The organism is Telluribacter roseus (genome assembly GCF_017355915.2).
In the GTDB taxonomy this organism is placed as follows: domain Bacteria; phylum Bacteroidota; class Bacteroidia; order Cytophagales; family Spirosomataceae; genus Telluribacter.
The window spans coordinates 109,084-135,613 of the sequence record NZ_JAFEUV020000002.1; the positions used below are offsets into that span (position 1 = coordinate 109,084).

Consider the following 26,530-nt stretch of genomic DNA (forward strand, 5'->3'; position numbering starts at 1 on the left):
TTAACAAGAAGATCCGGCCCTGTACAAGGAGCCGGATCTTTTGTTTTTCGCGTCAGCTAGTTTTTACTAAACTACCTTCCCCTGCTGCAGGCGGAGGGTATGCGTCACACAGCCGGGTATCTCGTGCGGATAGTGGGATACATAGATCAAAGTACGCTCCGCTCCGCCTGCAACGGCATCTACCACTTCCTTAAACTTCTCGATAGCGGCTATGTCCAGTCCCTGGCAGGGCTCATCCAGGATGAGCAGGGGAGGATTTTTGACCAGAGCGCGAGCCAGCAGCGTGAGGCGCTGTTCTCCCTTGGATAATTTGCTGAAGGTACGGTCCAGCAGGTCTTCGACTCCCAGTAGCTGAGCTGTACGGTGTACCTGCTGCGTTTGTTCAGGAGTCAACTGACGGAAGTAGACACCCGTGGCATCAAAAAATCCGGACGCGATGGTCTTGGAGACCAGGGTATCCGTAGGAAAATACAGATGCAGCTCCGGTGATACATGGCCTATCTGCTGCTTAATATCCCAGATGGACTTCCCCTGCCCGCCCCGTTTCTGATCAAAAAGATCGTAGTCGTTGGCGAAGCGCTGGGGATGATCGGCTGTAAGAATACTCAATAAAGTAGACTTGCCTGATCCGTTTGGACCGCTGAGCGCCCACTTCTCACCTTTTCTGACGTCCCAGTTTACTCCATCCAGTACAGCCTGACCATTGTACACCACCCGGATATTCCTGAGGCGGAAGGCATACGAAAAATCCGTGAAGCCCGGAGGACCAAAAGCGGCAAGGGGTGAACGGGTAGGTGTAGTTGCCGTTGCTGTCGGGGCTGGTTGGCTGGTAAGCCAGTCGGAGAGCGAAAGGGCCCGGCTGATTCGCCCGTTATCTAACTCCAGTACATGAGTAATGTAGTCGGGAAGCTCAGAGGGAGGAGTAGCCAGTACGATGCAGACACCCTCGGTAGCCAAACTGGCTAAGGCCTCTCTAAGTACCTGCCGCGAATGGACATCAAGCCCTACGAAGGGGTGGTCGAGCAGGAGGATGTTGGGCCTCTTGAGCAGCGACCGGGCCAGCAGCATCCGGCGGGTTTCGCCGTTGGAAAGGGTAATGAACGGATGGTCCAGAAGGGGCGTCAGGTGCAGGAGCTGCGAGACCTGCTCAAAGCGTTCAGTATCAATAGTTACCTCAGGCAACTTTACCGACTGCTCATTGACGGTACCTATGGGCTTAAGCCGGCCCGTCAGTACCTCGCGTACGGTGGGGGCTACCTCGGCCTCGTACGCCTGAAATCGCTGCTGGTAGTACTGGGCCGCTGCTCGTACAATGCGATTGAATGAATAGTCATTGGCTACAAACTCCACGGCTCCCTGCCGGTGCATAGTACCCCGGGCGGTAGCCCAGCGACCGGCGAGGGCTTCGAGCAGGGTAGTTTTGCCGGACCCGTTGCTACCTACCACTGCCCACTGCTCACCCGGCCTAACCTGCCACCGCAGGTCGTGCAGTACCGGAGTATCGTACTTCCGAACTGAAACATCAGTAAGAGAAAGAATGTCCATCAGATATAAAAAGTAAAAAAGTGAGGCCGCGCTCTGATCAGAGGCGGCCTCACTGGTTAAATCATTACTAGTACTATATAATTAACGGTACATTACCGTATTTACAGCATCAATGGTACGCTTCACGTTCGGAAGGATTTCTTCAATCAGTGTAGGAGCGTATGGTAGCGGTACATCGCGGTTGGTTACTCTCAGGACAGGCGCATCCATAAAATCAAAGGCGTAACGCTGAATCCAGTAAGCCAGCTCAGACGAGATCGACGCCAGTGGCCATGCTTCTTCTACAATTACGCAGCGGTTGGTCTTCTTGATAGACTGGATAACGGTGTCATAGTCGATAGGACGAACAGTACGCAGGTCAACTACTTCGGCTTCAATACCCTGCTTGGCCAGTTCCTGAACCGCTGGCATTACCACGCGGGGAACCATTTTACCAAACGACACGATCGTTACATCTTTTCCGGGCTTCTTGATGTCGGCCTTACCGATAGGAATCAGGTACTCTTCGTCAGGAATAACCATCTTATCACCGTACATCAGCTCCGACTCCATGAAAATAACCGGGTCATTATCACGGATCGATGACTTAAGGAGTCCTTTGGCATCGTAGGGGTTAGAAGGAACTACTACCTTCAGACCAGGAGTGTTGGCGTACCAGTTTTCAAAGTTCTGAGAGTGCTGCGCACCCAGCTGACCCGCGTTACCGGTAGGTCCTCTGAATACCATAGGTACTGAATATTGGCCACCTGACATGGAAAGCATCTTCGCGGCACTGTTGATGATCTGATCAATGGCTACCAGCGAGAAGTTGAATGTCATGAACTCTACAATGGGGCGCAGGCCGTTGACAGCGGCACCTACACCAATACCAGCAAAGCCAAGCTCAGCGATGGGGGTATCAATCACGCGCTCAGGCCCAAACTCATCAAGCATGCCCTGGCTGGCTTTATAAGCACCATTATATTCGGCTACTTCTTCACCCATCAGGAGTACCCGCTCATCGCGGCGCATTTCTTCTGACATGGCGTCCCGAATGGCGTCTCTGAATGCTATTTCTTTCATCAGAATTGGTTTCTGTGTAATGATTACGTAAAAAACAGGGTAAAATTAGAGAAACACGGCCAATTCTCAAATTGTTAACTGAGCATTATGTAGATAGACAGCTAGTATTGCTCAACTTTTTGGGAGGTGAAAGAGGGATGTAGCGCAGGAATGAGCAATAATACCGCTGTTTCTGAGCCTGAATATTTACAGAATATTCAGGCGGTTCATAAGTTCTGCCTTGTTGGCGCGGCTGATCGGGATGACTTTATCAGCAATAACCAGCGTATTTTCTTCGATATCAATAATCCGGCTCAGGTTGGCGATAAAAGTCCGGTGTACCCGCATAAACCGGCGCGTATCCAGCTTCTCTTCCAGGTTCTTCATGGTAGTATGGACGATGTGAGTCTGTGCAGTGGTACGTATCTTGACGTAATCGCCGGTGTTTTCTATATACAGAATATCGTCAAAAGGCAGCCGCACAAACCGGCCATCGATACGCACGTAGATATCGTTGGTGGCGGGCGGAGAGGCAGCCGCAGACCGTAATGTTTCAATGATCTTATCAACCGCTTGGTTGAAGCGGGGTAAGGTAATGGGCTTCTTTATATAATCAGCCACTTGGTATTGAAAAGCATCAAAGGCATATTCGGTCTTGGAGGTAGTCAGGATCACCTGTGGCGTATACGGGAGCAGGTCCAGCAGCTGCAGGCCGGTTAGCCCCGGCATCTCTACATCCAGAAATAACAGATCAATGGTTTGGGATTCCAGCATGGGCAACGCCTCCTGAGCACTGGCACATACGTGGACAATGTGCAGCTCTGGTCTTTTTGAACATAGGCGCTCCAGCGACTGACGGGCCATTGATTCATCATCCACAATCAAACAATTAATTTTCATCCTGAAGACTTTTTAGATGAGTATGGGCTGAGTGTATAACCGGCAAAACCTGAGCCAATTTAGTATGAACTACATCAATTATTTCAGTAGCACTCTGTAAGTCCTGGGCTGCTTCCAGCTTGTCGAACCAATGCTCCATCTGAGTGATACCTACCATTCCAAAGGTAGGCTTGATCTTATGACTTATCTGACGGAAAAGAGGCCAGTTCTGCTGCTCCGCAACCTGTTTAAGCTCATATACTTGGGGGACTATTTCCGACAGGAAAAGCTCAAACATCAATGTAGCATAGTTGACATCGTCGGCGTATAATTCTTGCAGAATGGTATTATCAAGGGCATCAGGAAACTGTATTGGGACCATATCGTGAAACTTTTCGGAAGCAAAGTACAAAAATGATTTATGAAAGAGCAACGTCCACCGGGTGATATATTACTCAGGGGCAAAATTGGCAGCATTATTGCTCTACCACGTAGGTATGCTGGGCTGTAGCAGGTACCCTGGCAGAAATAATAGGATATAACCAGGAGTGACTAGCAAAAAAGGCTCTTTGGGGGGTGGATAGTAAGTCAGTGCTCAACGGGAATACTACTAGCGGCCTACAGAGAAAGAGTACTAGTACGCGTATTGGGTAACTCCTCACCATGCCATAAGACAGCAGGGTATCTATTTATGCCAACTTAGTCGAAAACAACTATGGTTCTTGGCTTGCGTCATGTATTTCATGGTTTACTGATGCTGGTGCTGGTGTTGGCACTAGCGGCAGTTATTGCTAAAGGGCAACTATTGGCAGTGGTGGCTTTACTGGGCTTACCGATTGCCACAGGATATACGGTGTGGGTGTTCAGGCAGCCGGTAGTAGGGCTGTATTCGGTACTGGTGATCTCTTTTATTGCTATCGGACTGACACGCTACGTATCAGCACCGATAGGACTCTCTGTAGATGCCCTGCTGGTACTGACGCTGGTTGCGGAGTTTTTCCGCCGGTTCGAAACGCGGCAGTGGCCATCGCTACGCCGCAATCCGGTGTTGGCGGTGATCCTGGTATGGGGGGCGTACTGTATACTTGAAATAGCCAATCCCGAGGCCCGTAGTATGGCTGCCTGGTTTTATGCTATGCGTGGGGTGGCCCTGTACCTGATCCTGACGGTGTGGCTGGTTATGGAGCTGATGGATAATGAAGGGCATTTTAATTGGTTCATAACGATCTGGTTTGGGTGGTCATGCGTGGCCGCCATATATGGTATGAAGCAATTCTTTTTTGGAGTAGATGCGGCAGAGCAGGCCTGGCTCAATGCCGGCAACGCCTCCACCCATGTGCTGCATGGGCGGCTGCGGGTGTTCTCGTTCTACTCAGATGCGGGGCAGTATGGAGCCGCTATGGCTCACGCGGGGCTGGCAAGCCTTGTTATGGTTATTGGGGACTTTCCGGTCCGAAAGCGCCTGTTCTACCTGGTAACGTGCCTGCTGTGCTTTTATGGTATGCTGATATCCGGTACCCGGGGCGCCCTGTTTGTGCCATTGGCTGGCTTCACCGCGTATCTGTTCCTGGCGCGCAACTTCAAGCTGCTGATCGTGGGAGGACTTGCCGCCGCCCTGGTATTTGGAATGCTGAAGTTTACCCATATCGGTCAGAGCAACCATCAGATACAGCGTATGCGGAGCGCCCTTGATCCTAATGATCCGTCGCTGCTGGTCAGGCTTGAAAATCAGAAGAAACTAGGTACTTACCTGGCCTCTCGTCCCTTAGGGGGAGGAATTGGCTCTGCCGGTTACTGGGGGTTGCGGTTTAGTCCCAATACCCTGCTGGCGCAGACTCCCACTGACAGCTGGTACGTCAAGATCTGGGCCGAAACAGGCATCATAGGGCTGATACTGCACCTGGGCATGCTCTTGTTTTTCCTCGGCTATTTCTTTATCAAAATCTGGAATATGCCCCATATACCTACCCGTCAGCAGTTAATGGCGCTATACGCCGGTGTAACGGGTATTGTTGTGGCCAGCTACGGAAACCAGGTACTGGGCCAGATCCCGACGGGTACCGTAATGTACATGAGTATTGCCTTCCTGTATTTGCTTACACAGAGTAGTACTCCAACCCATACGCGTGTGCAGGAGCCACCCCTGCTTTTACAGCAACTGAAGCATTAATCAAAGAATAACACTATTTCCCTACTATACTTTATGAACTCCCCCAAAAGCCTATTAATCATAGATGATGAGCCCAGTACCAGCAAAGTACTGGAGCATTTTCTGCGGAAAGATTTTCAGGTTGTTACCAAAAGCGATGGAATGGAAGGTATGGCCTGGCTGGAAGAGGGATATAAAGTAGATATGATCATTGCCGACCTGAACATGCCCAACCTGAACGGGAAGGAATTTGTAAGAGTGGTAAGGGCCAGCAACCTGTACAACGACATTCCTATCATTATCCTGTCAGGAACAGATGAGAGCAGTGAGCGGATTCAGTGTCTCAACCTGGGAGCTGATGACTTTATGCTTAAGCCATTTAACCCCATGGAAGTAGTGGCGAAGGTCAATGCTATACTAAGACGTATCAATCGCTATTCATACTAACGCTTATGGAGACAGCTACTACCCTTTCGGCATCTAAAGGTGTTTCGGTTATGCCAGCTTTATTAAGAGTAGTGTATCTTAATAAAGATTATGAGCAAAGCATCAAGTTTATCGAGCGCTTTGGTGATCAGCTCCAGATCGAGTATTTCGATAATATGGTGGATGCGCTCAAGATGCTTGAAGACCACTACCCCGCCGACGCAGTAATTGCCAGCCTGGATGCAGGCGGTAAACCCCTGCTGGAGGCCATCCATAACAGTCCCTGGCTGCGCAAGATCCCTACCATCCTGACCGTAAATAAAATTACGCCAGAGATGTTAAGAGAAGCCAGGAGGATGAAGGTGGACGATGTGTTTCCGAGCAATTTTGACCGCGGTGACCTGATGATCCGCCTGCACTACTTTGTGAAGCGGCAGCACTATGCCGCCATGAAGGCTTCGGAGAAAGTATCGGTACTGCACGTTCAGACTCCCCTCTGGAAGCGGGCGCTGGATATGACGGTAACGGGCGCCGCCCTGCTGGCTCTGTCGCCTTTGCTACTGATTATTGCCGCGCTGATCAAGCTGGATTCGCGGGGACCGGTGGTATATAAGTCGAAGCGGGTAGGAGCTGGCTATAAGATATTTGAATTATACAAGTTCCGGACCATGCGTACCGATGCGGATCAGCTCATCAAGAAGATGGCTTCCCTGAACATGTACAACAAAGAGGAGCTTAAAACGGACCAGAAGCAAATATCCCTCTGCGACCAGTGTATGGATAGAGGTACCTGCAGCCACCTGTTGTTTCTGGACGGTGAGCAGGTATGCGAAAAACAGTACCACCAGGAGAAGGAAGCGAAGGCGGCTTTCATGAAGTTTCAGAATGACCCCCGTATTACCCGCATCGGCCGGTTCCTGCGCAATACCAGCCTGGATGAACTGCCCCAGCTGTACAATATCTTCCGTGGTGATATGTCGTTGGTGGGCAACCGGCCACTGCCCCTCTACGAGGCCGAAAAGCTTACTACCGATGAGCATATCCTCCGATTTGCAGGACCGGCAGGCCTTACCGGTCTCTGGCAGGTAACCAAGCGCGGTAAGGGCAAGCAGGAGATGTCCGAAGAGGAGCGTATCAAACTAGATATAACCTATGTGCAGAACTTCTCCTTCCGGATGGATCTGAGTATAATCCTGAAAACCATTCCGGCTCTACTACAATCCGAAAATGTATGAGAGGCAGGGGTATTATCGTATGGGCAGTAGCCTTGATTGGGAGTCTGATGGGAACCGGTGCGTGGGCACAGGCTGGTGCCGATGATGCCGCGGGCCAGTTCATTACGCTTCCACCACTTAAGAAAGTAGTGGATATGGCCATCAGGCATGCGCCCTCGGTACGTATGCAGGATGCACATATGAATAAAAGCCTGTACAATGTACAAAGCAAAAAGCGGCAATGGATGGATGGCCTGGGCGTAGATATGCAACTGGGGCTGGGCAACCAGGCCTTGATCATGCTTCAGCCTACGGGTACTATCGATGCCTATCGTAACTTCAACAACGGGTACCGGGCGGCTTTCAACGTACGGGTGTCGGCCTATGATCTGCTGGGCCGCAAGAGTGAAATCAAAATGGCGGAATACGAGAGCCAGGAGGCGCTCGAAAAAAAGGAGGCTTCGGAGCAGGAGGTGGAAATGGTAGTGATTACGAGGTACTATGCTGTACAGGCAGCCCAGGGCCTGCTCAGGATCAAGAGCGAAGCCAAGCAAACTACTCAGCTCCACCGCCAGATGGCCGAGAAAGAGTTTGCCGAAGGGAGTATTGCCATTGCGGAGCTTTCGCGTGTCATAGAGATATCCTCCAAAGCCGCAGCCGAATATGAAGTAGCCAAGCAGTATTTATATGAAAATATAAAAGTCCTAGAAACGCTGACCGGCCAGAAGCTATACTAACAATACGCTATGTCTTTACTCAGGTTTATACGACTCCTTCTGGATCATAAGTGGCTGTTGGTACTATTCCCGGCGTCGCTGGCCATAGCGGTTTTCTTTTTGACCCGCCATACCAAGCGCGAATATGCCGCCAATAGCCTGGTGTATACGGGTCTGGCGTCAGGGTATACGCTGGAGTCAGGTGCCGACCAGCGGATCGACTATTTTGCTGTTAACAATGCCTTTGATAATCTGATCAATACCATCAAGGCACGTACCAACCTGGAAGAGGTAGGCATCAGGCTACTGGCCTCCCACCTGATGATGAGAGCGCCGGATAGGGGCGTAGCCAATGACGAAACCATCAACCACCTTCACCAGGTACTGCCCGAACGGGTCATCAAGGAAGTAGTAGACTATAATTCGCTGAATCAGACCGTAGAGAATATCTACCGCTACTCCCAGATCCCCAAGAATATCATTGCCGAACAGCTGCTTAACAAGAACAATGGGCCTTACAGCGTACGGGGCATCATGTCCAATCTGACCGTGGCCCGTGAGGGAACGAGCGACATGGTGAAGATCACCTATACAGCCAATGACCCCGCCGTAGTAAAGCATACGGTAGAGCTGATCACTTCGGTATTTATGCGCAGGTACCGCGACATGAAAGTAAGCGAAACCAGTAATGTAGTCACGTACTTTGAAGAGCAGCTACGGAAGGCCACTGAGAAGCTGGCCGGATCGGAAAATAAGCTGAAGGAATTTTCCAGCCAGAATAACATCATCAACTACGATGAGCAAACCCGCAGCATATCGGCGCAGGACCGCGAAATAGAACTGGAAATACAGAAGGTGACCTCGGAGCTGCAGGCGTCAAAGGCGGCTCTGAAAGATCTGGAAGGAAAGCTCAGTATCCGGCAGGATATCGCGCTCAAAAACCAGGCGATGCACTCGCTGCGCGATACGCTGGCCATCCTGAACTCACGATTGGCCATGCTGGAGGTGCAGCCCGAAAGCAGCCAGGCCGATATCCAAAAGCTCAGGACTCAGATCGGGCAGTATGAGCATCGCGCTCGCTCGAGTATTACCGATCTGTACGATGCCAATAACTCCAAGAATGGTGTACCCAGTAAGCTGCTGTTCGCTGACTGGATCGACGCCTTTGTTGGTGTGGATAAGAATGAAGCTCGTCTGCTGGTTCTGAGCGACATCAAGCGCAACCACGGCCGGCACTACAAGCAGATGGCCCCGCTGGGATCAGGGCTGAGCCGTCTGGAGCGGGAAATCAATGTGGCCGAGAAAGAATACCTCGAGATACTCCACGGCCTGAACGTAAGTAAGCTCCGGGAACAAAACCTGCTGCTGTCGACCAACCTGAAAGTTATAGATCCGCCTAAGTTTCCGGCGCAGCCCGAGCCTTCCAAGCGTCTTATACTGGTCATCGCTGCATTTGTGGTTGGCTTTATGCTGATTATTAGCTATATTATCGGGAAAGAGTACTTTGACTGGTCACTTAAGCGGCCTACCCGCGCCGAAAAGCAGATTGGTGTTCCCTTTGTGGGAGGATTGCCTTTGGTAGATACCTCCAAGAGCTATGTCCACTACGGAACCATCGAAGACCGCACCCTCAACCAGTGTGTCGCCCGGATCAGGCGCATGGCTATGGCTGTTAAGCAGCAGCCGGTGTGGATTCTGGTTTTTAGTGTAAAAGAGGGCACGGGCAAAAGTCATTTTGCGCGGAAGCTGCAACGAAAACTGACACAGGAGGGGAGCCTTAGCCTCTGGCTGAACCCGGATGGAGAGTCCAATGGGGCGACTGGCGAGTATACCTATCAGTGGCAGCCTGATCTGGGCGATCTGGAGACGCTGCAGAGCCAAGTGTACGTTGCTAATTGGGAGCAGGTGAAGTTTGTGTTTGTAGAGTTGCCAGCTTTGCTTAATTTTCCTCTGCTAACGCGATGGGTACAGCAGGCTGGTTTTTCACTACTGGTAGCCGATGCCACCGCCGTTTGGAATACATCGGACCGGTACGCGCTGCAGAACTACCTGGATACTTCTGTTGCGCCAGTAGGGCTATTGCTCAACCAGGTCAGGCACGACCAGTTGGAGGAGCTGATCGGCGAGGTACCTCGTGATCGTTCGTCCTTGCGGCAGTGGCTGAAGCATCTGCTGGTTCCGACGTCAGTCATTCATCAACACCCCGAGAAAAGTAGCAGCACGCAATTATTATATGCAAGTACCTCCGGTATGTTAACATCACAACCAAACGACTTTGAGGCTCCCAGGCCGAATAATTCAGATCAGGCCACTCCGGACGATGAGGCGTCGGTAGCCAGGAAAAGACGTAACCGACGTCGCAAATCATCGCCGCAGAACTGGCTGCTAAGGGGAGCCATGTTTATAGGAATCATCGCAGGGGTTGCCCTGGTATGGTGGATGATCTCACCTAACGCCAAGGGACAGAACTTCTGGCTGTACTGGTTCAATAACTCTTCACAAACTACCGAAGAGACTACGAGCAACATGCCCGCGGGCGATGATTCGTTGTCCGTAAATGGCATAGCACCCATTGATAGCGCTCAGCCATTGGTAGAAGCCGATGCCGGTACAGCTATCCAGGATGACTGGGATGCGGCTCCGGTCCCGGCTCCGGCACCTGTTGAAAGTAAGCCCCTGGAGGTAAAGCCAGCGGAGCCTGTGGCTAGTGAGGCGGCACCGCCCAAAGCGGCACCGACTAAGGTGGCACCAGCTAGGGAGGCACCGGCCAAGGTAGCGCCCGTAGCGGAGAAGCCTGTGGCCGAAAAAGCACCGGCGGCAGAGGGAAAAACAGTATACTATATACAGGCAGGAAGCTTCAAAGACCGCAACAATGCGGCTTTGCGTCAGCGCGACCTTATGGGCGGCGGATACCGTGCCAAAATTCACGACCCACAGCAGCCGGGAGGATATTATACCGTAACGGCTGGTCCTTACCAAAATTTTAAGGTAGCTCAGGACGAGGCTGAATCAATTGGCTTCATTCTTGAGATAAAAACTTCTGTAATCAAGAAACAGGAGTAGTACCTATGGCCGCCTATGACATTGTGTGTGTAGCTTTCCCTTCCTGGGAGGGCAACTATGTCAAGAGTACCGTTAAGTTAATGGAGGAGCTGGCGCAGCGGCACCGGATACTATATATTGATTACCAGTATACCTGGAAAGACGCCCTCATGGGGCTGTTCAAAACCACATCAGTACCCGTTTCCCGGATGCTTGGGCTCACCAGCCGGCTTCGGGAGGTACAGGTAGGTGATGCCACCGTGCATGTGCTGACACCTCCCCCGGTGTTGCCGGTCAATTTTCTGAAAAGCACAAAGCTCTATGATGCTATACAGAGGCTCAATGCAGGTATAGTACTACGCTCCATCCGGAAGGCCTACAGTACCTTACATATAGAAGCACCGGTGGTGATCAATGCTTTCAATCCCTCTCTGGGCGTACCACTCGCGGGGAAGCTGAGCGAGAAGTCGCTGATCTACTACTGCTACGACGAAATAAGTGCCTGCGCCTGGGCCAAAGACCACGGTGCGCGGTCTGAGGTCCAATATTCGGAGCTGGTAGATGCCATCATAGTTTCGTCGGATGGGTTGTTCAGGAGTAAGCAGAGGTACGGCAAACCAGCTTTCGTAGTCAACAATGGAGTTGATTTCAACGAATTCCAGAAAGGATATATACCCATTGCTGATAAGCCTGCTGCCAGTGTAATCGGCTACGTGGGAAGCATCGATAGCCGGCTGGACTACGATCTGCTGATCAAGCTGGCTCAAAAGCTGCTGGGGCAAAAGCTGATTATGGTGGGGCGCATCGTATATGACAAGCCCCACGTAGAGGAAGCGGTCAAGGTACTTAGTGCCATGCCCAATGTTCACTTCACCGGAGCGAAGGCCCCGCATGAGCTTCCGTACCTGCTGGCGCAGTTCAACGTAGGATTGATCCCTTTCGTAAAGAATGAGCAGACCGAGGCCATATACCCGATGAAGATCAATGAGTACCTGGCGGCCGGTCTGCCCGTGGTTAGTACTGATTTTGCTCCACTGGCGGCCTTTCAGGAGGTAGTGGCTGTTACTACTACGCAGGAAGGCTTCATAACCGCCGTGCAGGAAGCCCTTCAGGATAAATCTGAAAAGGAGGAGCAAAGGCGTGTGGCGCTGGCCCGGCAGCATTCGTGGCAGGAGCGTGCGCATGAGCTGGAGGCCATCATCGAAAAAGTAATCCATACCCCTGGCAGGCATTCATCACCTGCGCTTGGCTCAGCAGCTCAAGCGTAATATACCCTCGTACTGGCATCAACCCTTAACTCTATCCGTATTCTTGACATTAAAAGTTCTGCTCCATAACCCCCGCCTGCTTTCCCTGGTCGGAGTGGGTGTCAGTGCGGCCTCCGGTTTTCTGGGGGTGATGGTGCTGGCCCGAATCCTTACACCAGGCGAACTGGGTACCTGGATCCTGTACCTGGCGGTATGGACCTTCCTGGATATGCTCAGGTCGGGGCTTGTACATACGGCCCTGGTGCGTTACTACGCCGCCTCCCACGATAGCCGCTACACCGGTGCTGCCTGGGCCATCAGCGGTGCTTTTACCATACTAGTGAGCGTACTATTGGGGGGAGCAGGACTGATGGGGCTAGAGCTTTCGGATGAATGGCGACTGGTGCTACCACAACTACCCTGGCTGCTGCTGGCTACCTGGCCCTACAGCGTGGCACTCTGGCAGCGGCAGGCCGAGAATCGCTTCGATCATATTCTGCGGCTGCGGCTGGGTTTTACCTTGCCGTTCCTGGCATTTGTAGCGCTGGGATTCTGGTACAACTGGTCGCTCGAAAGCATTGCCTGGGTACAGACCCTACTATACCTGCTGGTTTCGCTGGGTGCCGTTGCGGCCGGGTGGACGCACTGGCAGGCACTGAGGACTTTCAAGATGCAGCAGGTACGTGAGCTCTGGAGCTTTGGGCGGTACACCATCGGCACGCTGCTATGTACCAATCTTCTCAAAAGCTCCGATACCTTCCTGATTGGCTATTACCTTTCTTCGGCCGTGGTGGCTGCCTATAATCTGCCTTACAAGCTGATCGAGATCGTTGAGATCCCGCTCCGCAGCGTCATGGCTACCTTACTCCCACAGCTTTCGCAACTGCAGTACGGTGATAGGAAGAGCATGGAACAGGCCAAAGCTTTATTCTTCAAAGAACTCAAGCTACTGACGCTGGTACTGGTGCCGGTGAGTGTCCTGTGCTTTTTCCTGGCCGAACCCCTGGTGGTACTATTGGGAGGTGAAGCCTACCGTGAGTCAGCTATTCTGCTGCAGGTATTTGCGGTGTACAGCCTCCTTCTGCCGGCCGACCGGCTCATCGGCGTCACGCTCGACAGCCTGGGGCGGCCCCGCTTCAATACCATTAAGGTGGTACTGATGGCCGTATTCAACATCATTGGAGATATAGTAGTCCTGCACGTCTGGGCTGATCCCGTACCGGTGGCTGTCGTAACGATCGGTACGGTGGTACTTGGGGTGGTGTTTGGTGGAGTGGTTCTGAGAAGTGTATTTGATAGTGAAGTGTCCGGGGCAGAGGCCGAAAGTAAAGTACTGTCGGCTGCCTCGTAGTTAAATTGCCCATTACGTATATATGCACCCTCTGGTATCTGTTATTACCGTCAACTATAATCAGCCGCAGGTCACGGCGGAGCTGCTCCGTAGCCTGTGCCACATTACCTACCCCAACGTGGAGGTATGGGTAGTGGACAACGCCAGCCCCCGGCAGGGGGTGGATGAGCTGATCCCTATCTTCCCAGAAGTACACTTTCTGAAGAGTAGTACCAACCTGGGCTTTGCCGGCGGCAATAACCTGGCCGTGCGCCAGGCCCGGGGTAAGTACCTGCTTTTTCTGAACAACGACACCGAGGTACCTCCGGGCTTTCTGGAGCCACTGGTTGAGCGGATGGAGGCCGATCCGCAGATTGGTATGGTCAGTCCCAAGATTAAGTACTACTACGAAGATAACCTGATCCAGTATGCCGGCAGTACGGAGATCAATCCGCTGACCGGGCGGGGGCATTTTATCGGGCACAGGCAGCCGGATGACGGGAGCTTTTCCAGGAGCGGTCAGACGGCCTACGTACACGGAGCGGCCATGCTTGTGTCAAGGGCGGTCCTGGAGAAGACGGGTCTCATGGATGATACCTACTTCCTGTACTACGAGGAGCTGGACTGGTGTGCCCGGGCCCGTCGCGATGGTTTTGGCGTATGGTACGTAGCCGAGTCGGAGATCTTACATAAGGAGTCAGTTTCGACCGGAAAGCAAAGCACTCTGAAAGTATACTACCAGACCCGTAACCGTATATTGTTTATACGCCGCAATTACCGAAGCTGGCAGCGTATGGCCGGTTTGATGTTCTTTTCCTGTATTTCAATTCCTAAAAATAGTCTTACCTACCTCCTCAAAAAACGCTGGGACTACCTGTCTGCCTTCTGGCGGGGCGTAACCTGGCACCTTACCCACTGATCTTATGGAATTTATCACTGCTTTGGCTTACCTGCTCTTTAGCGCTACTGCATTCGTAACGCTCTATCTGTTTGTATTTGCCGTTGCCGGCTTATTCAGAAAACCTGCTGCCTACCATCCCAGAAATAGCCGGAGACTACGCAAAACGGCTGTTTTTCTGCCTTCTTATAAGGAAGATGCAGTAATCGTAGACTCCGCAATGCGTGCCCTTGAACAGTGTTATCCCAAGTCTCTTTTTGAAGTAGTAGTTATTGCGGATTCGCTTCAGCCTGCCACGCTGGCTAAGCTACGGGCTCTGCCCATCAAGCTGGTAGAGGTAGTATTTGAAACTTCTACCAAATCTAAGGCACTCAATGCGGCTTTGCAGCAACTGGATGATCAGTTTGAGATAGCGGTTATACTGGATGCCGACAATGTAATGGCCCCTGACTTTCTGAATCGGGTAAATCAGGCTATGGAGCAGGGGTGGAAGGTCGTGCAGGGGCATCGAACCGCTAAAAATACCAATACCGGTACGGCTATACTGGATGCAGTCAGTGAGGAGATCAACAACCATATATTCCGTAGAGGACACCGGGTACTGGGGCTTTCGTCGGCCCTGATCGGATCCGGAATGGCCTTTGACTTCAGTCTCTTCAAAGGACTGATGAGCGAGATCCAGGCCATTGGCGGATTTGATAAGGAGCTGGAGATGCGTCTGCTCAAGCAACGTATCCGGATTGAATATCTGGACGAAGCACTCTGCTATGATGAAAAGGTACAGAATGCTGCCGTATTTGAAAAGCAGCGAACCCGCTGGATCGCGGCCCAGATCAAGTACCTGCGGCTCAACTTTGTGCCTGGTCTACTGCACCTGCTTAAGGGTAATATTGATTATTTTGACAAGGTTCTGCAAACGATGCTCCCGCCACGCGTAATGTTATTAGGTGGCCTGGTAGGAGCCACCTTGCTGGTTTGGCTTATGTGGGGATTCAGTGTACTGTCGTGGTTTGTGACGGCTCAGCTGGCCATGCTTGTGGCTACTTTTTATATAGCTACTCCCGCTGAACTCCGGCAGAAGCTGGGTTGGCGGGAGGTCAGCCAGGTACCGGCTCTTTTCATCCGTTTCTTCAAATCCATTCTTAAAATAGGCGAAGCACAGAAGAAGTTTATCCATACTCCGCATGGTACCGAATAAGGTTATTCGGCTCTTCTTACTTTCTCCCAGATACCCGATGTAGTACCCTTCCGGTAGCGTATATACCCAAGGATGGCACACCAGTTCATAAAGGAGAAGTAGTAGGGGACGAACAGCAGCTTGACGCGGATTTTACGGTTTTCGAGTGTATTGCCTGCCAGGGCCGCGGCATAAAAACAGGTCTGAGCCATGAGTATCAACTGATAGGCTGAGTCAGGGAGCCACCCCGACTTAGGCAATACGGCCAAAGGTATATTCAGCAGGAAAATAAGGGGTAGGCAAAAAGGGGCCACTGCCCAGCGCATAGCCCGGTGCGACACGTATTGAAAAGTAAGCCAGCCGTGCCGGAATATGTTGAGTAGGTACTTGAGCCGGCTGATGGCCTGAAAACCTCCCGCTGCAATACGTACCTTGCGCTTCTGCTCATCCGCAATCGAGAACGATGGGCGCTCTATGGCATAAGCCTCGGGTTCATAGATGACGCGATAACCATGCCCGGCTATACGCAGAGAAATTACGAAGTCGTCCAGTAATGTGTCTTTTTCGACATGGCCGTACAGGCTGGTACGGACGGCAAATAGTTCTCCGGCGGCACCTACTACGCTGTAGAGTTCTGTATCAAGCTTCTTTAAGAATGACTCATACTTCCAGTAAAGTCCTTCGCCGGCTCCGGCGGCTGCCTCACTACTCTGTACCTCAATACGTTTTTCACCGGCTACGGCGCCTACCTGCGGGTCTTTGAAGTGCCGCACCAGGTTGCGGATAGCCTGTGGGTTCAGCGTAGTATTGGCATCGGTAAATATGACCAGCGGTGTAGCGACCTGCGGCATAGCCATGTTCATGGCTTCAATTTTACCCCGTCGCTCACTACCTCCGATTATAGCTAGGTTGGGGTACTTACTTCGCTGCGCTTCCAGCCACTCGGTAGTACCATCAGTGGAGCCTTCAGTGACGAATAGCAGCTGGAGGCAGTCGGCAGGGTAGTCAAGCGCCAGCGAGTTTTGTAGCTTGGCCTCCATATAGGCTTGCTCATTATAGGCTGGTACTACCAGGGTTACTTCCGGGAGGTAGTCGGGGTCGTTCATTTGGGGCTGGCTGATACCGAGTGCTTTACGAATCTTTACCAGCAGCCACACGACTATACCATAGCCAATATACGTGTAGCCGACCAGGAAGATTCCTAGCCAGAAGAGGGTTTCGAGGAGGGGTTTCATATTAGGGAGTGAGTTTCTTGATTACTTTGGCGGGTACACCACCCACCATGGTGTAGGGAGGTACATCTTTGGTCACCACGGCTCCGGCTGCTACCACGGCTCCTTCACCAATCCGGACGCCTTTCAGTACCATACAGCGCGTAGCCAGCCACACGTTATCTTCCAGTATAACGGCTTCGGGAGTAGGCTCCACATGGCGGTTGGCTGTACCATGGAAGTCATTGTCCATGATTATGACCTGATTGGCAATCTGGCAATTGCGGCCGATCTGGATCAGGTGTCGGGCCGAGAGTATACTACCGGTATTGATAAAGGTACCTTCTCCTATCACAATGCGAGCCCCCTTGCCCGCTGATAGTTGGGTGGTACCTATATGAGACCATATCTTGGCACCGTTCCGGATAATGATTTCGCCTTTACCATCTATTCGGGGAAAGCCTCGTACGGTAACGTACTTTCCCACCTGGCTGCACTTGCGCAGAGCAAAGCGAGCATTGAGAAGCCGGGTAGCGCCCGAGCTAAGTCGTCTGGCAAACGCACCTGGTAACCAGGCTTCAGGATTTTCCTGTCGAACACGGTCCAGTTCCAACCGTAGAAGATTAAGCATGGGAGGGTTTTATTTGTTCGTAGATGTTGAGCATGGTGCGAGCGGTTTGCTCCCAGGTAAATAACGCCGGCCGTTTCAGTCCCTCGCCAATCATCTTTTGCCGGAGCGGGAGATCCAGCAGGGCTTTCTTCATAGCGGCAGTGATGTCATCGGCGTCGGTAGGATCAACCAGAAAAGCGGCATCACCGGCTACTTCGGGCATAGCGGCAGTAGTAGACGTAATAACGGGCACCCCGCAGGTCATAGCCTCCAGAATGGGTAAGCCAAAGCTTTCGCGCAGTGATGGATACAGGAATACCTCGCACTGGTGGTATACAGCAGGCAGATGTTTGCCAGGAATATAGCCAGTAAACACAAAATGAGAGATGAGATCTGCTTTGCCCAGGTTACTCAGAATGGCCTCAACTATTTCAGGAGCAATATCAGCAATGACCAGTTTGATATCAGGTACTGACTCTACCAACTGGGCAAAAGCCTTTATAACAGTAGGCATGTTCTTCTTCGGATCGGTATTACCAAGAAAAAAGAAGAAGCGATCCGGAAGCCGGAACTGTTCCTTTACCCATAGTTGCTCATCCATATTGGGTGGAGCTGAGAAGCGGTTGCTTACCCCGTTGTATGCAACTTCCACGGCACTATCAGGTAGATTTAACGTTTTAATGATCCGCTCCTTCTCGTAATGGGATACCGTTACGATCTTCTGGCATTTCTTTATGATCTTAGGTACCACCCACCGACGGTACATATTACCAAAGCGCTGGTATGAGGTCTGGGTGTTGGGCCCGGTCATCTTTTCCATGAAGATAACGTCGTGCAGGGTAAGCACAAGTGGCACCCCCGGCCATACCGGAGCCGTGTTGGCAGTACAGTGCAGGACATCTATGCCATACTTGCGGGCATAGATCGGAAGCTGTACCTGCTCCCAGGTAGCGTAGTTACTGGCTGAGATTGGGACAATCCGGCAGTTGGGAGAGTCGGTAAGGCATACGTCCTCATCTGGCTTCACAAAAACAAAGTACTCATGAGGGGTATCAAGGCGTTGCAAGGCCTTTATCAATTCCAACGCCACTACATCCATTCCGTGCTTCTTAGGCCTGAACAACCTCTGTGCTTCAATACCGATTTTCATTAAAACTAGTAATGTGTTTAGTGATAGGTACTCTCGGCACTTTAGCAAAAACTGGGCCTTGCCTTATTATCTCTGCTATAATATCGAGATAAGTTTTTTTATAAATTATCTGGCATGAGCTTCGGCTACTTACATATCGTTAGCCAGGCGGGCCACTTCTTCTTCCAGAATGGGTTTCATGCGATGCAGCTCGGCTGTGATTTCCTGATAGAGCGTCGGCAGCGAAGAGCGATCTGCCTCAAAGCGGGCTACGCGTTCAAACACCTCTACTTTGGGGTGAAGCCAGGTAAGGCCTACCATCGAGAAAGAGGGCTTCAGCCGGTGGGCAATTTCGCCTACCTCACCGTATTGTCCGGTGGCAAGCAGGTGGCTTATATCCTCCCAGCGCGGAACGGAGTCCGTCAGGAAGGTTTCCAGCATGATGTTAACAATAACGGCATCGTCACCATAAATCTGCTGTAGATAATCGACATCAAGAGATGGATGGAGGTTGAGCATGGTATAAAATGGAAATAAAAGTTGTGTGTAGTTAATTAGATAGACGTGGGTACGACATACATAAATCTGGTTCTACTAATCATATAGTATGAATGATTAGTAAATCCGTAATTGAAGATTAGTATTTATATAAACTAGTAATTAATGTTCTTAACTATTGGTACTTACATCAGATTGGGGCGCTGGTGAGCCCAGGGCTGAGCCTGCTCAAGCTGGGCGGCCAGGCGAAACATCAGACTTTCTTCTCCCATACGTCCCGTAAACATCACCCCTATGGGCAGGTTGTTCTGCGTCCAGTGCATGGGGATGGACATAGACGGCTGCCCGGTCATGTTGGCCAGGGTAGTATACGGTATGTAGCTGAACGTACGCTCGGCTACCTGCTCTACTACCTTGGATCCTTTCAGGAAGCTATACCCACCGGTGGTCTGGAGCAGCTTCAGCATCATGTTTTCCTGGGCGTTGTTTTGCAGCTCACCTATACGAATAGGCGGGCGTGCCATAACAGGCGTCAGCAGCAGGTCGTACTGCTGATGGAAGGTCGCCATGGTGCGCGAAAGCTCATTCCATCGGTATTGCGCATGAGCGTAGTCGGCGGCGGTATACACTTCGCCCAGCTTTGCTATCAACCAGGTATTCATCTCAACATCCCCCTTCTGGATAGGCCGTCCCAGCCATTTACTCAGGTGGCGAAGGGCAGCGGAGGTTTCACCTACGAATACAGGCAAAAATGCTTCCAAAAACATCTCCGGATTGAAAGGAATTGAAACTTCTTCTACTTCGTGGCCCAATGACATCAGCAAGCGGGCTGCTTTTTCGACGGCCCGCACACAATCGGCATCTACTTTGTGCCACGACAGAGGGTGCTGGGTGCTGAAACCAATGCGGAGTTTTTCGGGTGCGGCATCTACCTCCTGCAGGTAAGGGCGCTCCGGAGCCTGAATAACGTACGGGTCGCCGGGGGCGTAGCCACTCAGCAGGTCGAGGAGCAGGGCGCTGTCGCGCACGGTACGGGTCACGCTGCCACTTACTACGGCCCCGCCCCAGGCCTCGCCTACGTGCGGCCCCAGTGATACGCGTCCGCGGGTGGGCTTCAGCCCGAACAGGCCACAGCAGGAAGCCGGGATACGGATGGAGCCGCCTCCGTCCGAGGCAGTGGCGGCGGGTACTATACCGGCGGCCACGGCGGCGGCCGATCCTCCACTCGATCCACCCGTAGAGTAGTCGAGGTTCCAGGGGTTATGGGAGGGACCAAAGGCGGTAGGTTCGGTAAAGGGGTTCAGGCCGAACTCTGGAGTATTGGTCTTGCCAAAGAAAACCAGCCCCGCAGCTCGGCAGCGCTCTACGTAGTAGCTGTCTACGCTGGATACGTACTTATAGTAAGCTTTGTTGCCGGAGCGCATGGGAGTACCCGCCCATTCCAGCGCCAGGTCTTTGAGCAGGAAGGGTACCCCGCGTAGTGGAGCCTCGGCCGGTAGCTCTTCTACCATCTTGTACCCCTCCTCATACAGCGGGTGAATAATGGCATTGATCCTGGGATTGACTTTTTCGGCAATGGCCAGCGCCGTATTAAGTAGCTCGCGCGGTGTTACGTCTCCCTGCCGGACCAGTTGGGCCAGACCGATGGCGTCGTAGTTCAGGTACTCGGCTGTTGTCATAGTAGTGTTGATGAAGTAGGGGTATTAGGGTGAGGCGGCTGTTACCGCAGCGGAGCCGAAGCTACCGCTATCTTGGAATCGGCCGTACCGTAGTACAGCCACCAGCGCCCTTTATAAGGTACCAGTCCTTCCAGGAATGCAACGTTATTGACCTGACCGGTGATCTCGTAGGGCTTGTCGGGCTTCATAAAGTAGCTCCTGGTACGGTCTATCAGCTTATCTGGTTCTTCCGCGTTGAAAAGAAACTGCCCGGCGGCGTAGGTACCTTCGGGTAGGTTAGCACGGCCTTTGCTGGCATCGTACATGCTGTTATAGATGAGTACAATGCCCTTTGGAGTCAGCAGAGCGGGTGGACCGGGTTCGAGCAGGCGGTTGTCAAATTGATCCGGCCGTACTTCGGCTACGGCTTTGAGTGACTGGCCGCCCCGGGTGAGTGGGTACCAGTTGATGAGGTCGTCGGATATGGCTACGTACAGCTGCGGCTGATCGCCCCAGTACATCCAGTACTTACCGTTAATGGGCGTAGCGACCAACCGGCTACCCACGCGCCGGCATACGATGGAGCCTGACTTGGACCAGTAGTCTTCCCCACCGCCTTTGATGTGGTTTTTGAAAACGGGACCATACTTATGCCAGGTAAGCAGGTCGCGGGAGGTAGCTACGCAGAGGCGGGCCTTGTCGCCATCGTAGGCGGTGTAGGTCATGACGTAAGTACCATCGGGGGCTTCTACCACGCGCGGATCTTCTACGCCACCTTCCCATTCGTACTTCTTATAGGCATCGTTATCCGGGTAAAAGACGGGCTTGGGCAGGCGGGTGAAGTGGATGCCGTCGGTACTGGTAGCCAGGCCGATGCGGGAGGTGCCGTGGTGCTTGCCTACGGTATCTTCGGCGCGGTACAGCATGTATATCTTGCCATTCCGGACTACCGCTGCCGGATTAAATACATCCTTCTGTTCCCAGTGCACGGTTTCACCCCGGACGGGGCAGTCGAACGTAGTAGAGGCGCGGGGCGTAAGTACCGGATTGGCCCTGTCGTGCTTGCGGAAGGTACCAATGGTCCATGACTGGGCGTAGGAGCAAATGGTACTAAAACACACAAAAATCAACCCGAGCGAACAGATGTAGCGTATTCTCATAGCGGCGATCTTAGGTATGTATTAAGAATAAGTAGAAGTGATGTATAGCTTACTAGTTCTTCTTAAGATGGGTTATGAATACTTTGCGTATATCGCTACGCGGATCTTCTTTGGCAGGAGTAACCATTGCCTGTACTCCCGGATGAGTAGGTAGCAGAAAGCTCATCCCAAACTCCCGACCTGTCATCAGGAAGTCCGGCAGAACTACCTTATAGGTGCGCCGGGTATCAAGAGCAGCACCGGCATTCTGCCAGGTACTCGTGCGCTCGTCGTAGCTGGCGTTGTGGTGGTGCAGAAAACCGCCTTTGCCGCGGCTGAGCCGCCCTGCCTCCAGTACCTGCTGGAGTAGTTCGCCCGTCATGGTTACCTGTGAGATACCTCCTCCAAAAGGTAGTATACGTACTATGTCGTACTGGGTGATGGTACCTTCCAGCACATCGTCTACCCGTACCGAGCCCCCGTTGAACAGGGCCAGGTCACTCCCTGGAAAGGCTTCGTACATGCTGCTGGCAATCGTACTGGTGAGGGCAGTGTGTACCGTTCGGACGGTGGCTTCTCGCCCATCCCAGGGTACCTTGGTAGTATATACGACTTCGTCGGGAGCAAAGCCCAGCTCCTGAAAGCTCTGGGCGGCTATCTGCTGCCACTTGGCTACCAGGGCCGCCGTATGGGGTTCTTCAGGTACAGAATGGTCAATGGTTTTCAGGGTAGACTTAACCCGGGCGCGCTTTTGCTTCCGATTGACACGTAACCGGTGGATGTACACGGTTCTGGCGTTGGCGTCGGCTTTGGCAATCGTGACTGGTCCTATCTGTTCCTTTATATGATCGTGGTCGTGGCCGCCCATGATGAGGGTAAGGCCGGGGAGCTGCTCGGCCAGGCGGCGGTCATCGGCCATTTCAAGGTGGGTGAGCGCTACTACCACGTCGCAGCGATTTTTCAGGTCTTCGTACTCACGGCGGGCTACTTCAAAGGGATCACTTACCGCCAGGAAGTCTTTCTGAACCGGCAGACACAGCGCAAACATACCTACGCGCACTTTGCCGTTGTCCAGAATGACCGAGGTAGGAAAAGCGGCGCCATCCTTAGAGAAAGGGACCGACTGCTCCCCCTGCCGGAGTTGCATATTGGCGATGACCCACCTGAACCTCGACTCTTCGATGCGCTTGTTGAGTACAGTGGGGGCTTCTTCATCATAGTCAAACTCGTGGTTGCCTAAGGTGACGTACTCTACACCCGCGCTGTTCATGACCTCCACCATCTGCTTGCCACGGATGCGATCGCCCTCATGGCGCAGGGTACCTATAACCGAAGGGCTCAGAAAGTCGCCAGCGTGGACAAAGTAGGTACTCTCCGGGTTTTTCTTCCTGAGTTGCTGGTTGACATGGGCCACGCGGGCCATTCCTCCGGATGTACCATGATCCAGCGGAGCGATCTCGTAGACATCATTGATGTGAAGAAATGTAACAGTACGTCCGGAATGGCAGGAGCTAAGTAGTACAAAGAGAACCGCTGTGGTCAGCAGACTCCACCTGGTCATGTGGTGGCGGCAGAGAAGGGGGGTGGTATAGGTTAGCTTCATAGTTATTCCTCCTCTTCGGATAGTATGTACACGGGAGCCAGCCAGCGCTCGCGCTGGCGTGCCGCGCGGGCATCATCCAGTACGTTAAGCTGGACATTGCCATTACTGAAGGTAGTCATCTGCAGTCCGACAAAAGCCAGGGCTTCGTTAAGGCGCGTCTCCAGCGGCGTATTCGTGAATATGCACTCCTGCCAGTACCAGTCGAGGGGTTGTTCGGCTACCTCCTCTACTATGGCCTTATAGTCTTCCAGGGTATAACCCACGTAGGGCTTGCCGAAGCGTTGCCACAGCAGGCGCATTACATCGTCCAGCGAGCGCTCGTGGTTGTGCTTTTTGCGCAGGTAGAGGTCCAGGATCAGGGCTGCCAGCGCTCCTTTGTGGTATACCGATACCTTACGTTTGGGAATCCCTTTCTCATAGCCATCCAGCCACAGGTCCAGCGATGACTCGATCAGCGACTGCGAGGCTCCGGCGCTGTGTTCGAAGTGGCGCTTCATGTATACCTGCAGCTCTTTGAAGTACGCCTCATCCTCAAACACCCCCGAGCGGCGCAGAAACAGGTCGCCGTAGTAGGTAGTACAGCCTTCGGCTACAAAGCAGGTCGGAAAATAGTTTTCTTTGGTAAAGTCGTAAGGTAGTAGCTCAGCCGGACGGATCCGGATGATATTCCAGGTGTGGAAAAGCTCGTGCGAACTCACTCCCAGCAGGTCGGTGTACAAGCCTTCGCCCTCATCGTCGGGCCCCAGTACGATCATGGTAGAGTTGTGGTGCTCTACACCGTGGTAGAAGGCCGTCGGTAGTACCAGGTTCAGGAAGTGAAACTCCTGCTCCGGAAACTCGCCCATGGTAGCGATCTGCTCGCGGGAGAAGCGGGCAAAGTCGGTACGGATACGTCGCCAGTTAGGACGCAGGTTGCCGTACATCCATACATGGAATCTGACGCCGCCCTCCTCGTATATTTCGTGCTGCAGGGAGTCCGAAGCCAGCAGAGGACTATCTACCAGCTGGTAGTAGTCTGCGGCCTCTAACGTATGCTTCTGTACTTCCGGCATGCCACAGGCTATCTCGTAGTTGGCTGGGAGCGCCAGCTCTACCCGGCAGGGCTCGTTGATGCGCCCCTCGGTGTACATACAGAAGTTGATAAAGTTGAGGTACCAGAGGTCTTCGTCGACGTAACTGCTACCGGCGTTCTGGATATTGGCGTAAAAATTGTATCGGATTACAACCTCCCGCTCGCCGGTGGTATCTATCAGCCAGCGATCTTTGGTAACTTTGTGGAAGGGCCGCGGCTGACCTGATTGGCCCTGTACTTCCAGGCGTTGTATATATTTGGCAAAATTTTGAATCTCGTAGCGACCGGGACGCCAGGCGGGAAGTTGTACTTCAATAGACTCGCTTTGTATGCCAGAGACAGTGTAACTTATCTCTACAAAACGAGAGGCCGGGTCGGCTACGGAAATTTGATATAGCATGGGCAGGTGTGCTAAAAAGTGGCCGGCGTAACTAACTACGGTGCGGCTTACAAATCAAAATGTTTAATTAAATCGTTATTACTAATCAGTAAAAATAGCAATCCTATTTAAAATGAAAAGAAATATCCTCTTATTAATAGTATTCTTAGCTTTTGGAGTCACTACTGGAGAAGTACTTGCTCAAAATGATGAGTACTACAAAGTAGACAGTACCCGCAACGAGCGCCCGCGCCGCCCTACCGATACGTCATTGCCTCCAGCCAGAGATAACGATCAGGTACAGAGTGACGTAGTGCCTATTAGCGAGCGCATCCGTCTGGGCGGAAGCTTCGGTCTGGGCTTTGGTACTGTCACCAATATCAACCTTTCGCCCATGGCTGGTCTACAGCTCACCGAAAAGCTCATAGGAGGTGTCGGGGCTACCTATATGTGGCTGTACTCACGCCGCCTGGGCGTCAACAACAGCTACTACGGGGGGCGTACCTTCCTGATGTACTCCATCCTGCCTATGGTAACCCTGCAGGCCGAGTACGAAGGCATGAACGTTCAGTACTATAACCCGGCCGAGCGGCGAAACCAGCGGATGTGGATCGGATCGCCGCTGCTGGGCGGTGCCTATACCCAGCCTCTGGGAGGACGCTATACCAAAGCAGTACACATGACGCTGCTGTACAACCTCAACTACCAGAATCAGCTCAACCCGTATACCGGACGGAACATTTCCCCCTATAACAGTCCTTTTGTATTCAGAATTACGTTCCTGTAAGGGACAGCCGGCACCCGGTACCTTATTCATTTCTATGAATTAGCCTTGCCGGTTCTGTACCTTTGGGCCTTATTATATATAAGTACTACTACTATAACTATGGAGAATCCGGTTTTGATTTTTGGGGCAGGAAGCACAGGCAACCAGGTCTACGATATTTTTCGTCGCAATGGCGTACTGATCTATGGCTTCCTGGATGATAATAAAGAAATGCACGGAAAAGAAATTGGGGAAGCGAGCGTGCTGGGCGATACCGACGATGGCGGTTTCCTGAAAGTAATTGGCTCCAAGTGCGAAGCCTTCGTGGCAATAGGCGAGCGTACCGTACGTGAGCAGCTGGTAGGAATGCTCAACGAGCGCCGCAAGACCATGCCCGTCAATGCCATTCATGACCACGCTCTTGTGTCGGAGCTGGCGTCGCTGGGGCACGGTAACCTTATCGCGGCACAGGTATCAGTATCCGCCAGGGTACATATAGGACATCACTGCCAGATCCAGACGGGATCCATCCTGGAAGCCTTTGTGGAAGTAGGCGACTTTGTCAATATAGGCGCGGGAGCCGTTATCAATGACCGCGTGACGATCGGCGACGGAGCTTTCATTGGCTCAGGCGCAATTATTGTAGCAGGTATTCAGATCGGGAAGAATGCCCGCATTGGTGCCGGATCGGTCGTGATCGAAAACGTACCTGCTGGTGCTACGGTATTCGGCAACCCGGCTAAAAAATTGTAGAACAAAAGATTTAGGGTACAGTAAGACAATAAATTAGCGTCAAGCTTT

Annotated in this window: 22 protein-coding genes and 1 pseudogene; 11 read left to right on the forward strand and 12 right to left on the reverse strand. The window is 52.4% G+C overall.

The features are described from left to right. Positions 1 to 66: 66 nt before the first annotated feature. The 4 genes from JTN23_RS03645 to JTN23_RS03660 all read right to left on the reverse strand — a co-directional run bounded on the left by JTN23_RS03645 (position 67) and on the right by JTN23_RS03660 (position 3,847). The gene (locus JTN23_RS03645; RefSeq protein WP_247232470.1) at positions 67 to 1,545 is read right to left on the reverse strand and encodes an ATP-binding cassette domain-containing protein; all 1,479 of its coding nucleotides are present in this window, start codon (positions 1,543 to 1,545) and stop codon (positions 67 to 69) included. Between the two features lie 81 nt (positions 1,546 to 1,626). Continuing rightward, positions 1,627 to 2,607, reverse strand: coding sequence for a pyruvate dehydrogenase complex E1 component subunit beta (locus tag JTN23_RS03650; RefSeq protein ID WP_247232471.1), 981 nt, complete (start codon positions 2,605 to 2,607; stop codon positions 1,627 to 1,629). A 186-nt stretch (positions 2,608 to 2,793) separates the two neighbouring features. After that, a complete protein-coding gene (locus JTN23_RS03655; RefSeq protein WP_247232472.1) occupies positions 2,794 to 3,486 on the reverse strand; it encodes a LytR/AlgR family response regulator transcription factor in 693 nt (230 codons plus the stop codon). Continuing rightward, positions 3,476 to 3,847: an Hpt domain-containing protein gene (locus tag JTN23_RS03660; protein WP_247232473.1), complete on the reverse strand. Its 372-nt coding sequence runs from the start codon at positions 3,845 to 3,847 to the stop codon at positions 3,476 to 3,478. The genes JTN23_RS03655 and JTN23_RS03660 overlap by 11 nt, the downstream gene beginning before the upstream one ends. 333 nt (positions 3,848 to 4,180) lie before the next feature. Here JTN23_RS03660 and JTN23_RS03665 point away from each other — a divergent pair, with 333 nt between their 5' ends. Genes JTN23_RS03665 through JTN23_RS03705 form a run of 9 tightly spaced genes read left to right on the forward strand, consistent with a single transcriptional unit; the run spans position 4,181 to position 15,685 of the window. Continuing rightward, complete coding sequence (locus JTN23_RS03665; RefSeq protein WP_247232474.1) at positions 4,181 to 5,635, forward strand: O-antigen ligase family protein; 1,455 nt, start codon at positions 4,181 to 4,183, stop codon at positions 5,633 to 5,635. 33 nt (positions 5,636 to 5,668) lie between these two features. Then, positions 5,669 to 6,061, forward strand: a complete 393-nt coding sequence (locus JTN23_RS03670) for a response regulator transcription factor (protein ID WP_247232476.1) — start codon at positions 5,669 to 5,671, stop codon at positions 6,059 to 6,061. 5 nt (positions 6,062 to 6,066) lie between these two features. After that, entirely contained in the window at positions 6,067 to 7,275 is a 1,209-nt protein-coding gene (locus tag JTN23_RS03675) for a sugar transferase (protein ID WP_247232478.1), read from the forward strand. Next, the gene (locus JTN23_RS03680; RefSeq protein WP_247232479.1) at positions 7,272 to 7,991 is read left to right on the forward strand and encodes a TolC family protein; all 720 of its coding nucleotides are present in this window, start codon (positions 7,272 to 7,274) and stop codon (positions 7,989 to 7,991) included. The genes JTN23_RS03675 and JTN23_RS03680 overlap by 4 nt, the downstream gene beginning before the upstream one ends. Positions 7,992 to 8,000: 9 nt before the next feature. After that, positions 8,001 to 11,033, forward strand: coding sequence for an SPOR domain-containing protein (locus JTN23_RS03685; protein WP_247232480.1), 3,033 nt, complete (start codon positions 8,001 to 8,003; stop codon positions 11,031 to 11,033). Positions 11,034 to 11,038: 5 nt separating this feature from the next. Beyond that, complete coding sequence (locus JTN23_RS03690) at positions 11,039 to 12,280, forward strand: glycosyltransferase (RefSeq protein WP_247232481.1); 1,242 nt, start codon at positions 11,039 to 11,041, stop codon at positions 12,278 to 12,280. Between the two features lie 43 nt (positions 12,281 to 12,323). Then, the gene (locus JTN23_RS03695) at positions 12,324 to 13,610 is read left to right on the forward strand and encodes an oligosaccharide flippase family protein (protein WP_247232482.1); all 1,287 of its coding nucleotides are present in this window, start codon (positions 12,324 to 12,326) and stop codon (positions 13,608 to 13,610) included. Between the two features lie 22 nt (positions 13,611 to 13,632). Next, positions 13,633 to 14,508, forward strand: a complete 876-nt coding sequence (locus JTN23_RS03700) for a glycosyltransferase family 2 protein (protein WP_247232483.1) — start codon at positions 13,633 to 13,635, stop codon at positions 14,506 to 14,508. A 4-nt stretch (positions 14,509 to 14,512) separates the two neighbouring features. Then, entirely contained in the window at positions 14,513 to 15,685 is a 1,173-nt protein-coding gene (locus JTN23_RS03705; protein ID WP_247232484.1) for a glycosyltransferase family 2 protein, read from the forward strand. A 2-nt stretch (positions 15,686 to 15,687) separates the two neighbouring features. Here the strand turns inward: JTN23_RS03705 and JTN23_RS03710 are convergent, their stop codons facing one another. The 8 genes from JTN23_RS03710 to JTN23_RS03745 all read right to left on the reverse strand — a co-directional run bounded on the left by JTN23_RS03710 (position 15,688) and on the right by JTN23_RS03745 (position 24,984). Then, complete coding sequence (locus tag JTN23_RS03710) at positions 15,688 to 16,899, reverse strand: glycosyltransferase family 2 protein (protein ID WP_247232486.1); 1,212 nt, start codon at positions 16,897 to 16,899, stop codon at positions 15,688 to 15,690. A gap of 1 nt (position 16,900) precedes the next feature. Next, a complete protein-coding gene (locus tag JTN23_RS03715; RefSeq protein WP_247232488.1) occupies positions 16,901 to 17,506 on the reverse strand; it encodes an acyltransferase in 606 nt (201 codons plus the stop codon). Further along, positions 17,499 to 18,635 carry a glycosyltransferase family 4 protein gene (locus JTN23_RS03720; protein ID WP_247232490.1) on the reverse strand — a complete coding sequence of 379 codons (1,137 nt, stop codon included), beginning with the start codon at positions 18,633 to 18,635 and terminating at the stop codon, positions 17,499 to 17,501. The genes JTN23_RS03715 and JTN23_RS03720 overlap by 8 nt, the downstream gene beginning before the upstream one ends. A gap of 129 nt (positions 18,636 to 18,764) precedes the next feature. Then, positions 18,765 to 19,133 carry an Hpt domain-containing protein gene (locus JTN23_RS03725; protein ID WP_247232492.1) on the reverse strand — a complete coding sequence of 123 codons (369 nt, stop codon included), beginning with the start codon at positions 19,131 to 19,133 and terminating at the stop codon, positions 18,765 to 18,767. A gap of 164 nt (positions 19,134 to 19,297) precedes the next feature. Continuing rightward, a complete protein-coding gene (locus JTN23_RS03730) occupies positions 19,298 to 20,791 on the reverse strand; it encodes an amidase (protein ID WP_247232494.1) in 1,494 nt (497 codons plus the stop codon). A gap of 41 nt (positions 20,792 to 20,832) precedes the next feature. Beyond that, complete coding sequence (locus JTN23_RS03735) at positions 20,833 to 21,930, reverse strand: glycoside hydrolase family 130 protein (protein WP_247232495.1); 1,098 nt, start codon at positions 21,928 to 21,930, stop codon at positions 20,833 to 20,835. 52 nt (positions 21,931 to 21,982) lie between these two features. Continuing rightward, a complete protein-coding gene (locus tag JTN23_RS03740; RefSeq protein WP_247232496.1) occupies positions 21,983 to 23,512 on the reverse strand; it encodes a bifunctional metallophosphatase/5'-nucleotidase in 1,530 nt (509 codons plus the stop codon). Between the two features lie 2 nt (positions 23,513 to 23,514). Then, positions 23,515 to 24,984 carry a M61 family metallopeptidase gene (locus JTN23_RS03745; RefSeq protein WP_247232497.1) on the reverse strand — a complete coding sequence of 490 codons (1,470 nt, stop codon included), beginning with the start codon at positions 24,982 to 24,984 and terminating at the stop codon, positions 23,515 to 23,517. Positions 24,985 to 25,096: 112 nt separating this feature from the next. Here JTN23_RS03745 and JTN23_RS03750 point away from each other — a divergent pair, with 112 nt between their 5' ends. Both JTN23_RS03750 and JTN23_RS03755 read left to right on the forward strand, forming a co-directional pair. Next, entirely contained in the window at positions 25,097 to 25,750 is a 654-nt protein-coding gene (locus JTN23_RS03750) for a hypothetical protein (protein ID WP_247232498.1), read from the forward strand. Between the two features lie 99 nt (positions 25,751 to 25,849). Next, a pseudogene (locus JTN23_RS03755) lies at positions 25,850 to 26,473 on the forward strand (acetyltransferase); the annotation flags it as partial. Positions 26,474 to 26,530 lie beyond the last annotated feature (57 nt).

Coding starts and splice junctions, on each gene's coding strand:
- JTN23_RS03645 (WP_247232470.1), bottom strand. CDS start 1,545: ATGGACATTCTTTCTCTTACTGATGTTTCAGTTCGGAAGTACGATACT.
- JTN23_RS03650 (WP_247232471.1), bottom strand. CDS start 2,607: ATGAAAGAAATAGCATTCAGAGACGCCATTCGGGACGCCATGTCAGAA.
- JTN23_RS03655 (WP_247232472.1), bottom strand. CDS start 3,486: ATGAAAATTAATTGTTTGATTGTGGATGATGAATCAATGGCCCGTCAG.
- JTN23_RS03660 (WP_247232473.1), bottom strand. CDS start 3,847: ATGGTCCCAATACAGTTTCCTGATGCCCTTGATAATACCATTCTGCAA.
- JTN23_RS03665 (WP_247232474.1), top strand. CDS start 4,181: ATGGTTCTTGGCTTGCGTCATGTATTTCATGGTTTACTGATGCTGGTG.
- JTN23_RS03670 (WP_247232476.1), top strand. CDS start 5,669: ATGAACTCCCCCAAAAGCCTATTAATCATAGATGATGAGCCCAGTACC.
- JTN23_RS03675 (WP_247232478.1), top strand. CDS start 6,067: ATGGAGACAGCTACTACCCTTTCGGCATCTAAAGGTGTTTCGGTTATG.
- JTN23_RS03680 (WP_247232479.1), top strand. CDS start 7,272: ATGAGAGGCAGGGGTATTATCGTATGGGCAGTAGCCTTGATTGGGAGT.
- JTN23_RS03685 (WP_247232480.1), top strand. CDS start 8,001: ATGTCTTTACTCAGGTTTATACGACTCCTTCTGGATCATAAGTGGCTG.
- JTN23_RS03690 (WP_247232481.1), top strand. CDS start 11,039: ATGGCCGCCTATGACATTGTGTGTGTAGCTTTCCCTTCCTGGGAGGGC.
- JTN23_RS03700 (WP_247232483.1), top strand. CDS start 13,633: ATGCACCCTCTGGTATCTGTTATTACCGTCAACTATAATCAGCCGCAG.
- JTN23_RS03705 (WP_247232484.1), top strand. CDS start 14,513: ATGGAATTTATCACTGCTTTGGCTTACCTGCTCTTTAGCGCTACTGCA.
- JTN23_RS03710 (WP_247232486.1), bottom strand. CDS start 16,899: ATGAAACCCCTCCTCGAAACCCTCTTCTGGCTAGGAATCTTCCTGGTC.
- JTN23_RS03715 (WP_247232488.1), bottom strand. CDS start 17,506: ATGCTTAATCTTCTACGGTTGGAACTGGACCGTGTTCGACAGGAAAAT.
- JTN23_RS03720 (WP_247232490.1), bottom strand. CDS start 18,635: ATGAAAATCGGTATTGAAGCACAGAGGTTGTTCAGGCCTAAGAAGCAC.
- JTN23_RS03725 (WP_247232492.1), bottom strand. CDS start 19,133: ATGCTCAACCTCCATCCATCTCTTGATGTCGATTATCTACAGCAGATT.
- JTN23_RS03730 (WP_247232494.1), bottom strand. CDS start 20,791: ATGACAACAGCCGAGTACCTGAACTACGACGCCATCGGTCTGGCCCAA.
- JTN23_RS03735 (WP_247232495.1), bottom strand. CDS start 21,930: ATGAGAATACGCTACATCTGTTCGCTCGGGTTGATTTTTGTGTGTTTT.
- JTN23_RS03740 (WP_247232496.1), bottom strand. CDS start 23,512: ATGAAGCTAACCTATACCACCCCCCTTCTCTGCCGCCACCACATGACC.
- JTN23_RS03745 (WP_247232497.1), bottom strand. CDS start 24,984: ATGCTATATCAAATTTCCGTAGCCGACCCGGCCTCTCGTTTTGTAGAG.
- JTN23_RS03750 (WP_247232498.1), top strand. CDS start 25,097: ATGAAAAGAAATATCCTCTTATTAATAGTATTCTTAGCTTTTGGAGTC.